Source organism: Streptomyces sp. JLBG701, assembly GCF_058544905.1.
This window is the reverse complement of the sequence record NZ_CM178588.1, coordinates 2,426,521-2,439,549: the sequence shown is the minus strand read 5'-3', so window position 1 is coordinate 2,439,549 and position 13,029 is coordinate 2,426,521. Positions and strand designations below refer to the sequence as shown.

The following is a 13,029-nucleotide window of genomic DNA, read 5'->3' as shown; positions in this document are numbered from 1 at the left end:
GACTACGCAACACCTGAATTGTTGGGTGGATGAATAGGCCGCACAGGAATCCGAACGTCCTGCTCAGGCAACGGAGGCAAAGCAGGTTTCCGCAGCCAGGCCGTAAAGAGATCATCCAACGGCTGGTCAGCAAAGCGCGCGGCATACGCAGTAAACGTACCCGTACTAACAGCTCCACCCCGATGCAACCCGGCCCACCCGCGCAGCATCCGAAAGAACCCCTCCTCGCCCAGCGCGCAGCGAACCGCATGCAAGGTAAGCCCACCGCGCTCATACAGCCGGTCGTCGAACATCGACTTCCGCCCAGGATCGGCGATCCGCAGATCTTGGGCGGACGAGGCGAGCAACCGGTGCGCCGTGGCGGCGTGTTGCTGAGCCGTCCGCCCCCCGGTCCGCTCAGACCACAGCCACTCCGCGTACTTGGCGAACCCTTCGTTCAGCCAGATGTGCCGCCAGTCGGCGATGGAGACACTGTTCCCGAACCACTGATGCGCCAGCTCGTGCGCGATCAACCGCTCCGAACCCCGCGCCCCGTCCACATGGTTGGCGCCGAACAGCGACAACCCCTGTGCCTCGACGGGGACATCGAGCTCCTCCTCGGTCACCACGACCGCGTACTCGCCGAACGGATAGGGCCCGAAAAGCTCCTCGAACAGCTCCATCATCGCGGGCTGCCGAGCGAAGTCCCGAGAGAACTCGGGCAGCAGATGCGCGGGAAGGTGCGCGTGCTGCGGCACACCGCCAAGCCCCGGATCGCCCAGCAGCACCGTCTGGTACTTCCCGATCGACAGCCCGACGAGGTAGCTCGACGTGGGCGCGGACTGCTCGTACACCCAGGTCGTCGTGGACGCCTTCGTCGTGCGGGTCAACAGTCGCCCACCGGCGACGACCGAGTACGCCGAGGGCGTCGTGACGGAGATCTGGTAGGAGGCCTTGTCGGCGGGCCGGTCGTTGCAGGGGTACCAGGACGGCGCCCCGATCGGCTGGCTGGCCACCAGCGCCCCGTCCTCCAGCTCCTCCCAGCCGATCCCGCCCCAGGGGCTGTTCACCGGCTTGGGATTGCCCGACCAGTGCACCTCCACGGTGAACGCGGCCCCGGCCCGGATCGGCTTGGCGGGACGGATGCGCAGCCGGCCGCCGCGATGCGTGTAGTGCGGCTGGCGGCCGTCCACCCGCACCCGGCCGATCTTGAAGTCGGCCAGGTTGAGGTGGAACTCGGCGAGCGGCGACCGGCCCGCAATGCCGTTGATCCGGGCCGTCGCCGCGAGCCGGTTGGGGCCGGGGCGGTAGTCCAGCGCGAGTTCGTAGCGGTGCACCCGATAACGGGGATCACCGTTTTCGGGGAAATACGGGTCCGCACCCACGGACTGCTGAACTGTCACTGCTGCGTCTGCTCCCTGCGCTGTGCTCGTACGTAGTGCCGGTGCCCCGTCCTGTACACCCGAACCCGAACGAGCCGTGCGCAGCGTCTTCAGGAACGCCATGACTCGATCGGATTGCCCAGCCACCGGCTGTCGTCGGGAACGGACTCCGCTGCCATGACGAGCGACGCGGGACCCAGGGTGGAGCGGGCCCCGACCGTGCTGCCGGGCAGGACGATCCCGCCAGGACCCAGCGTCGCGCCCTCACGGAGGACCACAGTATCCGTCCGCAAGATCCGGTCATGGAAGAGGTGGGTCTGCAGGACACAGCCCCGGTTGACGGTGGCGGCGTCCTCCAGCGTCACCAGATCCGTCTCCGGCAGCCAGTAGCTCTCGACCCAGACGCCCTTGCCGATCTTCGCGCCGAGCCCGCGCAGCCACGCCGTCATCAGCGGCGTACCCGGCACGGAACCCGCCAGCCACGGCACGGCCACGACCTCGACGAAGGTGTCCGCGAGCTCGTTGCGCCACACGAAACCGCTCCACAGCGGATGCTCACCACTGCGGTGCCGCCCCACGAGCAGCCACTTCGCCACGATCGACACCAGACCCGCGAGCGCACCCGTCGCCAGCAGCACCAGCCCCGCCAGCAGCGGCGCCCAGGCACCCAGCGCGCTCAGCGCCGCGACCGTCAGCACGGCCAGCGCCGCCGAGCAGAACACCGGCACGATCCGGCACAGCTCCACCAGCCCGCGCGCCCACAGCAGCCGCGCGGGAGGGTCGTACGTCCGGCTCTGATCACTGTCCGCGGTGTTCCGCGGCAGCTTGACCGGCGGCAGCCCCAGATACGAGCTGCCCTTCTTCGCCTTCTTCGGCGTCGCCGACAGCACACCGACGAGCCCGCCGTCCGGCACGCTCCGCCCGGGAGCGGTCATCCCCGAGTTGCCGAGGAAGGCCCGCCGCCCGATCTCCGCGCGCCCGATCCTCACCCAGCCGCCACCGAGCTCGTACGGCGCGGTCAGCGTGTCGTCGGCCAGGAAGGCGCCCTCGCCGACGGTGGTCAGGCTGGGCAGCGCCAGCACGGTCGACACCTCGGCACCCCGGCCGATCCGCATCCCGAGGAGCCGCAGCCACACCGGCGTGACCAGCCCGGCGTACAGCGGGAACAGCGTCTCGCGCGAGCGGTCCATCAGCTGGGTGACCGTCCAGGCCTGCCAGCCGATCCGGCTGTGCGTCGGGTGCGTGCCCTCGCGCAGGCCCAGGCTCAGCAGCCGTACGGCGATCAGGAGCATCGTGGCGTACGCCAGGCCGAAGGCGAGCGTCGCCGGCACCAGCGCGAGCGCGGCACCCTTCAGGGCCTCGCCGAGCCCGGCGTCCGGCGCGACGAACAGGCTCGCCACCAGCAGCGCGGCCACACAGGCCACCACGGGCAGGGCACTGAGCGCGAAGCCGGTGATGCCGTACATCGCCCGCCAGTACGTGCCCTTCTGCGGGCGCTCCTTGGGCCAGTTCCGCTTGGCCTTGCCGAGCTTGACCGCGGGCGCGCCCGCCCACCGCTGACCGGTGGGAACCGTGCCGACGACGGCCGAGCCGGGCGCCACCTCGGCGCGCTTACCCACGCGGGCACCCGGGAAGAGCATGCTGCGCGTGCCGACGACGGCGTGCCCGCCCACCTTGACGTGGCCGATCTCCAGCCGGTCGCCGTCCAGCCACCAGCCGGACAGGTCCACCTCGGACTCGACGGCAGCGCCGCGCCCCATCTTGAGCATGCCGGTCACCGGCGGCAGCGAGTGCAGATCGACGTCCGGACCGATCTTGGCGCCCAGGGCCCGCGCGTACCGCTCCAGCCAGGAGCCGGTGAGCGAGGTCGCGCCGCTGTACTCGGCCAGCCGCTCGGCCGTCCACAGCCGCAGATGCACACTGCCACCGCGCGGATGCCGCCCGGCCTTCACACCGCGCAGCAGCAGCCGCGCCCCGCCCGCACCGATCGCGAGCCGGCCCGGCGGGCTGAACAGCAGCACCGCTCCGGCCGCGACGAGCCACCACGGGGCGCTCGGCAGCCAGGAGTACGACGATCCGAGGACGTTCCCGAGAGCGGCCAGCGGCACCAGCCAGCGCAGCCCCAGCAGCGAGAACAGCGGGACGAGGGCCAGCAGCTGGATCACCTTGGCGCGCGTCGGCACCGGGGCGATCGTGCGCTGCGCCCCGTCGTCCTGCGAGGACTCCTCCAGGTGGCGGGCCAGCTTGCGCAGCGTCGGCTGCTGGTAGATGTCGAGGACGGCGGCGCTGGGGTAGCGGGTGCGCAGCCGTGTCGTCAGCTGGGCGGCGCCCAGGCTGGAGCCGCCGATCGCGAAGAAGTCGTCGGAGGCACTGGAGACCGGGATGCCCAGGATCTCCGTCCACTGCTCGGCGAGCCAGGCCTCGGTGCCGTAGAGCTGCTCGGCCTTGCCGGCCGTCTCCAGGCCCTCCAGAGGCCACGGGAGGGCATTGCGGTCGACCTTGCCGGACGTGCGGGTCGGCAGGTCCTCGACCGGCGCGAGCAGCGGGACCAGGGCGGCGGGCAGCTCGGCGCGGAGCTTCTCGACGGCGGCCGCGTGGTCCCAGCCGTCCTGGGTGACGATGTAGCCCACGAGGAGCTGGTTGCCGCTGCGGGCGGTGCGCACGGCGGCGGCCGCTCCGGCGACCCCGGGCAGCGCCTGCAGCGCGGCGTCCACCTCGCCGAGCTCGATACGGCGCCCGCCGAGCTTGATCTGCTCGTCGGCCCGCCCGAGGAAGATCAGCCCCTGAGGCTCCGCCTTCACCAGGTCACCGCTGCGGTACGCCCGCTCCCAGCCCAGTGACTCCAGCGGCGCGTACTTCTCCGCGTCCTTCTCGGCGTCGAGATACCGGGCGAGCCCGACCCCGCCGATCACCAGCTGCCCGCTGGCCCCCATGGGGACGACCTCGCCGGCCTCGTCGACGACGGCGAGCTCCCAGCCGTTGAGCGGCAACCCGATGCGGATGGGCTCCTCGCCGGTCATCAGCGACGCACAGGCCACCACGGTCGCTTCCGTCGGGCCGTAGGTGTTCCACACCTCGCGGCCCTCCGTGACCAGCCGCTGCACCAGCTCGGGCGGACAGGCCTCGCCGCCGAAGATCAGCAGGCGTACGTCGTTGAGGGTCTCCGGCTCCCACAGGGCCGCCAGCGTCGGCACGGTCGAGACGACGGAGATGTCCTGCTCGACCAGCCAGGGGCCGAGATCGGCGCCGCTGCGGACCTGGGAGCGGGGTACGGGGACGAGACAGGCCCCGTAGCGCCAGGCCAGCCACATCTCCTCGCAGGAGGCGTCGAAGGCGACGGACAGACCCGCCATGACCCTGTCACCGGGACCGATGGGGTCGTCGGTGAGGAAGAGGGCCGCCTCGGCGTCCACGAAGGCGGCGGCGCTGCGGTGGCTGACGGCGACGCCCTTGGGCTTGCCGGTCGAGCCGGAGGTGAAGATGATCCACGCGTCGTGCCCGATGCCGGGACGTGCGGCGGGGACCTTGCTGCGGCCGGTGACGGTCAACTCGTGCCCGGCGCCGACGACGGCCCGTACGTCCGCCTCCCCGAAGACCAGCTCGGCCCGCTCGTCCGGGTCCTCGGCGTCCACCGGAACGTATGCGGCGCCGGCGGCGAGGACGGCCAGGATCGCCACGTAGAGGTCATTGGTGCCCGAGGGGACACGGACACCGACCCGGTCACCGAGGCCGACCCCGGCGTCTGCGAACCGGCGCCGCAGGATCTCCACCTCGGCCGCGAGGGCACGGTAGGTGAGGCGGGTCGTGCCGTCGTCGAGGGCGAGCTCGTCCGGGTAGGAACGCACGGAGGCGTCGAAGGTGTCGACGAGCGTGCGGGGTGAGGCGGCGGGTGCCGCGGAGAAACGTGCCGTATCGCCAAATCGCTCGCGGATCTCTTCGTCGAGCAAACCGAGAGCACTGCTCTCGTGTATGGCTGCCATCGGGTCCTCGCGTCTCGATCCCGGAAGCCTCCGGGGCGCTGGCGGGTCCGCAGGTCTGCCTGGGGTTGTCCGGCTCCAGCTCGGTGTCCGTAACAAGCCGGAAATTTTAGTACGACGCTATGCGCCGTCCCTGCCGACTGCCACTCCAGGCGGCCGTCCAGGGGCTCGGAGTAGGCCGGTGGAGGGACGCTGACCTGGTGATCTTCATGCCGGACGAGACTTCCCCCACACAACGGCGAGGGCCGCGACCAGTGGTCGCGGCCCTCGCCTTCTCGTGTGTCCGAGGGGGGACTTGAACCCCCACGCCCGATAAAGGGCACTAGCACCTCAAGCTAGCGCGTCTGCCATTCCGCCACCCGGACAAGGTGTCTGTCGCGCGGGGTTCCCCTCGCGGCGACGAAGGAAACATTACCAGGCTCCGAGGGGTGGCCGATCACCCCCTGTTCCCGCCCCGGCCCCGCGTGAACGGGGTGTGACGGAACGGGACCGGTCTTGGGCGGGACCCGCGCGAGGGGGAGGATGAGGGGGGACCACCAGCAGTGACAGTGGGAGGAAGCAGCGTGAGCGGGACGGACACGACCAGCGGCGTCACCGGCGAGGACGAGGTCGTGGACCTCTGCCGCGACCTCATCAGGATCGACACCAGCAACTACGGCGACCACTCGGGTCCGGGTGAGCGCAAGGCGGCCGAGTACGTCGCCGAGAAGCTCGCCGAGGTGGGCCTCGATCCGCAGATCTTCGAATCGCACCAGGGCCGCGCCTCCACCGTGGCCCGGATCCAGGGCGAGGACCCCTCCCGGCCCGCGCTCCTCATCCACGGCCACACCGATGTCGTACCGGCCAACGCGCAGGACTGGACCCACCACCCCTTCTCCGGCGAGATCGCGGACGGCTGTGTGTGGGGGCGTGGCGCGGTCGACATGAAGGACATGGACGCGATGACCCTGGCGGTCGTCCGCGACCGGCTGCGCAGCGGGCGCAGGCCGCCCCGGGACATCGTCCTCGCCTTCCTCGCCGACGAGGAGGCCGGCGGCACGTACGGCGCCCGGCACCTGGTCGACAAGCACCCCGACCTCTTCGAGGGCGTGACCGAGGCGATCGGCGAGGTCGGCGGGTTCTCCTTCACCGTCAACGAGAACCTGCGCCTCTACCTCGTGGAGACCGCCCAGAAGGGCATGCACTGGATGCGGCTCACCGTCGAGGGCACGGCGGGCCACGGCTCGATGACCAACAACGACAACGCCATCACCGAACTGTGCGAGGCCGTCGGCCGGCTCGGCCGCCACACCTGGCCGGTGCGGGTCACCAAGACCGTACGGTCCTTCCTCGACGAGCTCTCCGACGCGCTCGGCACCGAGCTCGACCCGGAGAACATGGACGAGACCCTGGCCAAGCTGGGCGGCATCGCCAAGATGGTCGGCGCGACGCTGCGCAACTCGGCGGCGCCCACCATGCTCGGCGCCGGCTACAAGGTCAATGTCATTCCCGGCCAGGCCACCGCCCACGTCGACGGGCGCTTCCTGCCCGGCTACGAGGAGGAGTTCCTCGCCGACCTCGACCGCATCCTCGGCCCGCGGGTGAAGCGGGAGGACGTGCACGGGGACAAGGCGCTGGAGACCGACTTCGACGGCAGCCTCGTCGACGCCATGCAGAGCGCGCTGAGCGCCGAGGACCCGATCGCGCGGGCCGTGCCGTACATGCTCTCCGGCGGCACCGACGCCAAGTCCTTCGACGACCTCGGCATCCGTTGCTTCGGCTTCGCGCCGCTCCAGCTGCCGCCGGAGCTGGACTTCGCGGGCATGTTCCACGGCGTCGACGAGCGGGTGCCGGTGGAGGGGCTGAAGTTCGGAGTGCGGGTGCTGGACCGGTTCATCGACGCGTCATGACACGTTGACGCCGACATTCGCCCGCGCGTACGGAGATCACCCGGGAAGGGTGAATGCGACCATAAGCTCGTAGCGCTACTTCTCCCTCCTCGTTACAGGTGTTGCGATCCGCTACTTGGGATCGCATTGCCAACAAGGAGGAATAATGATCAAGAAGGTCGTCGCTGCTGCGGCTGCCACTGGTGGTCTGGTTCTCGCGGGTGCGGGTCTGGCCGTCGCCGACGCCGGTGCTCAGGGTGCCGCTACGCACTCCCCGGGTGTCGCTTCCGGCAACGTCGTCCAGGTGCCCGTTCACGTCCCGGTGAACGTCTGCGGCAACACGGTCTCCGTGATCGGGCTGCTGAACCCCGCCTTCGGCAACACCTGCATCAACGAGTGACGCTGCCTTTCTGAGGTTCGTCCACACCGTCGGCCCCGGAGCGCGCGCCACGCGTTCAGGGGCCGACCAGTCTCTTCGCGTTTGTACACGAGGGGGGAAGAAGGGAATTCAGCAATGCGACAGGTCACCCGCAAGGGCTTGATGACCATGGCGGCCGCGACCGGCGTGATCGCCGCCACGGGCGGCTACGCCCACGCCGACTCCGCCGCGAGCGGCTCCAGTTCGAACTCGCCCGGCGTGCTGTCGGGCAACACGGTGCAGGCGCCGGTGCACGTGCCGGTCAACGTCTGCGGCAACACCGTGAACGTCGTCGGCATCCTCAACCCGGCGATGGGCAACATGTGCGTCAACCACGACGCCGGAGAAGGGGCGCGCGCCGCGGGACACACCAGTGACTCCCCGGGCGTCGGCTCGGGCAACCACGTCCAGGCGCCGATCGACGTACCGGTCAACGCCTGTGGCAACAGCGTCGACGTCATCGGCGTCGGCAACGCGGCCGCGGGCAACGACTGCGCCAACGGCGGTGGATCCGGTAGCGGGGACCGCACCACGCCTCCGGGCGACGGTCAAACCACCCCGCCCGGGAAGCCGGGCCAGCCCGGCAGCCCCGAGCAGCCCGGCAGCCCCGAGCAGCCCGGCAGCCCCGAGCAGCCGGGCGACCCGGTGGAGCGCGGCATGCCCGGTCACCCCGACTCCCGGAGCACGCCGCCCACGTCGGGCGACGAGAGGCGGGGCGGCTCCTCGCGGAGCGGCCAGCTGGGCGGCGAGTCCGTCGTCCAGCCCCAGGGCACCGCGCAGCTCGCGCACACCGGCGGCGACCTGCCGCTGGGTGCCGCGCTGTCGGTGGGCGCGGGGGCGCTGCTGGCGGGAGCGGTGCTCTACCGCAAGGCGAGGGCCTTGGCGTAGGGAAAGTGCATATTGCACATACCGGATAGGGCATCACAATCTTCCCCTGTGATGCGCGTGACGGAACGGGCCCCGCACTGTCGGGGCCCGTTCCGTTTGTGCCGCCTCAGCTCACCACGTGGCGCGCACCTGGCGAATGATCCGCCGGCGCAACCGCACCCTGCGGCTGCCGTCGCGCAGCAGGCTCAGGCGGTCCAACTCCCAGTGTCCGTACTCGGCATGGTCCGTCAGCAGTCGTGTGGCGTCCTTGCGGGAGACCCCGCGCGGTACGTACACGTCGACAAATTCGTATTCCGGCATCGCATCTATTGTGCGGGCAGAGGCCCTGTACGGATAGCGTCTGCACTATGTCTGATGCTGCGCAGCCCACCGCTGCCGAGGTACGCGCCGCCGCCGAGGCGGTCAAGACCGCGCTCGACCGCCACCTTGCGGCGGTCGAACGCCGGTCGGGGGAGGACGACCCGGCCGTCTACGAGGCGTTCAACCAGCTGGCCGCGGCCGCGGAGGCGTACGACGAGCTGCTCTACGACCGCTATGACGAGGTCACACCTTTCGAGATCCCCGGCACGGAGGACGCCCTTCCGTACACCGGCCCCGAGGAGCCGAACGCCCTGAGCGTGCTGATCCGCCGCGACTACGCGGTGGTGGAGCCGCAGCGGCTGCTGGCGCAGGCGCAGCGGGTCGAGGCGGCGGACGACGAGGGCCTGGGCGCGGAGTCCTCCGGCACGATCCACGGGGCGCTCGGCATCCTCTTCGGCGAGTTCGAACCGGACGAGATCGCTTCCCGGCACAAGGAGTTCGGCCTGGAGGAGGGCGACTCCACGCTCTGGGTGACGGCCTCGGACGAACCGGCCGATCCGGGCGAGTGGCTGGAGATGCCGTTCGAGCAGATCGACCCGCAGCAGGTGGTCTGCCGCTTCGACGTCAGCGCGGTCTTCGACGACGACATCGAGGAGGACCTTGAGGACGACGTCGACGAGGACCTCGAAGAGGCGCCCGGGGACCTGGAGGACGAACTCGATCCGGACCTGGACGCGGATCTGGACGAGGACGAGGACCTGGAGCCGCTGGACCGCAACCGCTGATCAGACGCGACGCCTGTAACGACGACATCGGCGGCGGTGCCGGAGGATCACCCTCCGGCACCGCCGCCGTCGTTGTGGCTCCACGCGTGTCCCGTCAGCCGGCCGCGGGGACCTGGGGCCGGAGCAGGACCGGCAGCCGGGTCGTGCGCGGCCTGGCCGGGATCTCCGTCACGGCTCGCGGCAGTGCCTGGTCCACGCCGTGCACGACAGAGAGGTGGCGGTCCGCCCGGCCGAACGCCGTGTAGACCCACGGCCGGCTGAGGGCCTGCGCGGCGTCACCGGGCAGCACCACGACCGCCGCACGCCATCTGCCGCCGACGGCCTGGTGCGCGGTCAGCGCCCACCCGTGCCGCACCGACTGCTCAACCTGCTCCTTCGCTACGACGACGGGGGCGCCCGAGCACGACAAGTGCAGCCCGTCGGCGTCGGCCTTCACCACCTGGCCCGGCAGCGTACGGCCGGCGCCGGGGGAGTAGGCGATCCGGTCGCCGGGGTCGAAACCGCCGAAGCGGCCCGGACCGGGGTTGAGCCGCTCCTTGAGCGCCACGTTCAGCGCGCGGGTGCCGGCCGCCCCGCCGTGGCCCGGCGTGATCACGACCGTCTCCTCGGCCGGGACACCGATGGCCCGCGGCACGGAGTCCGCGACGAGCTGCACGGTCCGGTGCACGGCCTCGCCCGCGTCCCGCACCGGCACGATCACGACCTCCTTGCCGGGGGCCTCCACCTGGTTCAGCTCGCCGATGCCGATCCCGGAGACCAGCTCGCCGAGGGGGCCCAGATCGGGCGTACGGGAGGAGATCTGCGGGCAGATCCGGGCCGCCAGCAGATCCGCGAAGACCCGCCCGGGCCCCGCGGACCACAGCACCGCCGGATCGCCGGCCAGCACCAGCCGGGTGCCGTCGGCCAGCGACTCGGCCAGCAGAGCCGCCGTCTCGACATCCAGCTGGGGCGCGTCGAGCACGACGAGCAGATCGAGGTCCAGCGCCCCGTCCGCGTCCCGCCCCGGCCCGTCGACCCCGGACAACAGCTCCGCCACTGTGGCGACAGCGGAACCGGTCCCCTCGGGTGGGCCATCGGGCAGGTCGTACCTGGCCAGCTCCGCGGCGAACAGGCCCCGGCCGACCGGGCTGTGGGCGGCGGCCCAGGCGCGCAGCCCGAGTTCGCGCGCGGCGTGCAGCAGGGCCGCCGGTTCGGTGAGGGAGGCGTAGCCGCCGGTGTGGAGGACCAGGCCGTGGCCCGCGACGGCCCTGATCAGTTCGGCGGTGGAGCCGCGGGCGGCACCGGCCGCCGACTCCCACTCCGCCGCCGAACCGTCCACCTTCGGCACCGAGTTGATCAGCCGGGCCAGTCCGTCGGCGAGGCTCTCCTCGGCGAGTGCGTACCGCTCCAGACCGACGAGCACACGGACCGGACGCTCCTCCTCCGCCTCCCCGTCGGTCTCGTCGTCCGCCCGCTGGACCGGCACGCCCGGCTCCTCCAACGGGTCCTGGAAGACCAGGGCCTCGCCCTCCGCGAGCGCGTCCTGCATCGCCGCGTCCGGGTCGGGCACGCCCCGCTGGGCCAGCGCGGCGGTGAGCGCCGACGCCTCCAGGGCGGTGTGCCCGGCCAGCGCCGCCTGCTCCAGGAGCCAGACGGTGAGCGCACGGCCCCGCCGCTCGTCGTCCGGGCCGCACTCCGCGCCGAGCAGGGCACGCGCGAATCCGTCGGCCTGCTCGGGTCGCGTACCGGTCACACGCAGCAACTGCCAGGGGTCCTCACGCAGTTGTGCCTCCGCGCCGTCACCGAGGGCGGCGGCCACCTGCGGCGCGAGCGTGTCGGGCGCACCGCCTTCGACGAGCACGGCCCGCACCGCCTCCACGGTGCCCTGGGCGGGGCCGGCGACCTCGGCGGCCACCGGCTGCGGCCGGCGCACGGCTTCCGGCGCCGCGCGGCGCGGTGCCGGTTCGGGCTCGCTGAAGACGGCGGTCACGGGCTTGTCGCCGCTCTCCACGGCCCGTACGGCGGCCAGCAGATCCGCGGCCTTTCCACTGAGCTTGGTCCCGGCGGCGATCGGCGCCGTCTTCTCGGCCTTCCGCCGCTCGATGCGCTCCCGCTCCAGCCGCTGCGCGGCGAGTTCGGCCTCCGCCTCGGACAACTGCTTGGCCGCGGCGGCCTCGTCGCCGTCGGCGGCAGCGGTGCCCTCGGCCTCCGCAGCGGGGGCCTCGCCCTCCGGCGTACCCGGCTCGGCGTCCTCGGCGTCCTCGGCAGCCTCGGCGTCCTCGGCGGGTTCCGGCTCCGTGCTCACAGCGTGCTCCAGTCGTGATCGGGATAGCGGTGCAGGGGTGCCGACACATCGTCGAGAGCCCTGCAGATCTCGTCAGGAAGACTAAGGGCCTCCACTGACAGTGCCGCCGCGAGCTGCTGCGAGTTGCGCGCGCCGACGATGGGCGCCGCCACGCCGGGCCGGTCGCGCACCCAGGCGAGGGCCACCTGGAGCGGGGTCACCGCGAGCCCGTCCGCCGCGGTGGTCACCGCGTCCACGATGCGCGTCGCCGTGTCGTCGAGATAGGGCGCGACGAAGGGCGCCATGTGCTCCGAGGCGCCCCGCGAGTCGGCCGGCGTGGCGTTGCGGTACTTACCCGTCAGGACCCCGCGGCCCAGCGGGGAGGAGGGCAGCAGGCCTATGCCGAGGTCGAGCGCGGCGGGCAGCACCTCGCGCTCGACGCCGCGCTGGAGCAGCGAGTACTCCAGCTGCGTGCTGGCCAGCCGGGTCCGCGTGCCAGGCGCCGCGAGCTGCCAGGTCGCGGCCTTGGCGAGCTGCCAGCCGCAGAAGTTGGAGACGCCGGCGTAGCGTGCCCGGCCGCTGCTGACGGCCAGGTCGAGGGCCTGGAGGGTCTCCTCCAGCGGGGTTTCCGGGTCGAAGGCGTGGATGTGCCACAGGTCGACGTAGTCCGTGCCGAGCCGGGCCAGCGAGGCGTCGAGAGCGGAGAGCAGATGGCCGCGCGAGCCGTCGAAGCGGCGGTCGGGGTCGGGCACGCTGCCCGCCTTGGTCGAGATCACGAGGTCGCGGCGCGGCACGAGGCCTTCGATGAGCTGTCCGAGCAGATACTCGGCCTCCCCGTCGCCGTACACGTCAGCCGTGTCGACGAGGCTCCCGCCCGCCTCCCAGAAGACCTTCAACTGGTCCGCGGCGTCGTGCTCGTCCGTGTCCCGGCCCCACGTCAGGGTGCCGAGTCCGATACGGGACACGCGCAGGCCGGTACGGCCGAGATGCCTCTGCTCCATGAACGCCGAGATTACTGGCCAGAACTGGTGCCGTGGGTTGCCTGTGGATAACCGATTTCCCCAATGTGCAGGGCCGATGGCACCGCACGGCAGTCCCGCTGAGCGCACCTCTGCTGTCGATCGTGGACGCCCCCGCGCTACTGTCGTCGGAACAGCGACGTTACTGAT

General features: G+C 71.6%; 9 protein-coding genes and 1 tRNA gene. 4 read left to right on the top strand and 6 right to left on the bottom strand.

Annotation, left to right across the window (positions count from 1 at the left end):
- Positions 1–2: 2 nt before the first annotated feature.
- From AC5DRG_RS11180 to AC5DRG_RS11170, 3 genes are all read right to left on the bottom strand, one after another.
- A complete protein-coding gene (locus tag AC5DRG_RS11180) occupies positions 3–1,382 on the bottom strand; it encodes a M1 family metallopeptidase (protein WP_491809855.1) in 1,380 nt (459 codons plus the stop codon).
- A gap of 89 nt (positions 1,383–1,471) precedes the next feature.
- Positions 1,472–5,341: a Pls/PosA family non-ribosomal peptide synthetase gene (locus AC5DRG_RS11175; RefSeq protein WP_491809854.1), complete on the bottom strand. Its 3,870-nt coding sequence runs from the start codon at positions 5,339–5,341 to the stop codon at positions 1,472–1,474.
- Between the two features lie 277 nt (positions 5,342–5,618).
- Positions 5,619–5,703 (bottom strand) — tRNA-Leu (locus tag AC5DRG_RS11170).
- 198 nt (positions 5,704–5,901) lie between these two features.
- Between AC5DRG_RS11170 and AC5DRG_RS11165 the strand changes: the two genes are divergently transcribed.
- The 3 genes from AC5DRG_RS11165 to AC5DRG_RS11155 all read left to right on the top strand — a co-directional run bounded on the left by AC5DRG_RS11165 (position 5,902) and on the right by AC5DRG_RS11155 (position 8,512).
- Positions 5,902–7,227 carry a M20/M25/M40 family metallo-hydrolase gene (locus AC5DRG_RS11165; protein WP_491809853.1) on the top strand — a complete coding sequence of 442 codons (1,326 nt, stop codon included), beginning with the start codon at positions 5,902–5,904 and terminating at the stop codon, positions 7,225–7,227.
- A 145-nt stretch (positions 7,228–7,372) separates the two neighbouring features.
- Positions 7,373–7,606, top strand: a complete 234-nt coding sequence (gene chpH / locus AC5DRG_RS11160; RefSeq protein WP_491809852.1) for a chaplin ChpH — start codon at positions 7,373–7,375, stop codon at positions 7,604–7,606.
- 114 nt (positions 7,607–7,720) lie between these two features.
- Positions 7,721–8,512: a chaplin gene (locus AC5DRG_RS11155; RefSeq protein WP_491809851.1), complete on the top strand. Its 792-nt coding sequence runs from the start codon at positions 7,721–7,723 to the stop codon at positions 8,510–8,512.
- Between the two features lie 111 nt (positions 8,513–8,623).
- On the opposite strand, the gene AC5DRG_RS11150 is transcribed toward AC5DRG_RS11155, so the two are convergent.
- Positions 8,624–8,812 carry a DUF5703 family protein gene (locus AC5DRG_RS11150; protein ID WP_005485166.1) on the bottom strand — a complete coding sequence of 63 codons (189 nt, stop codon included), beginning with the start codon at positions 8,810–8,812 and terminating at the stop codon, positions 8,624–8,626.
- Positions 8,813–8,859: 47 nt separating this feature from the next.
- On the opposite strand from AC5DRG_RS11150, the gene AC5DRG_RS11145 reads away from it, so the two are divergent.
- Positions 8,860–9,597, top strand: a complete 738-nt coding sequence (locus tag AC5DRG_RS11145) for a hypothetical protein (protein WP_491809850.1) — start codon at positions 8,860–8,862, stop codon at positions 9,595–9,597.
- A gap of 94 nt (positions 9,598–9,691) precedes the next feature.
- Here AC5DRG_RS11145 and AC5DRG_RS11140 read toward each other — a convergent pair whose 3' ends face one another.
- A complete protein-coding gene (locus AC5DRG_RS11140) occupies positions 9,692–11,881 on the bottom strand; it encodes a helix-hairpin-helix domain-containing protein (RefSeq protein WP_491809849.1) in 2,190 nt (729 codons plus the stop codon).
- Positions 11,878–12,861, bottom strand: a complete 984-nt coding sequence (locus AC5DRG_RS11135) for an aldo/keto reductase (protein ID WP_491809848.1) — start codon at positions 12,859–12,861, stop codon at positions 11,878–11,880. The genes AC5DRG_RS11140 and AC5DRG_RS11135 overlap by 4 nt, the downstream gene beginning before the upstream one ends.
- Positions 12,862–13,029: the final 168 nt, after the last annotated feature.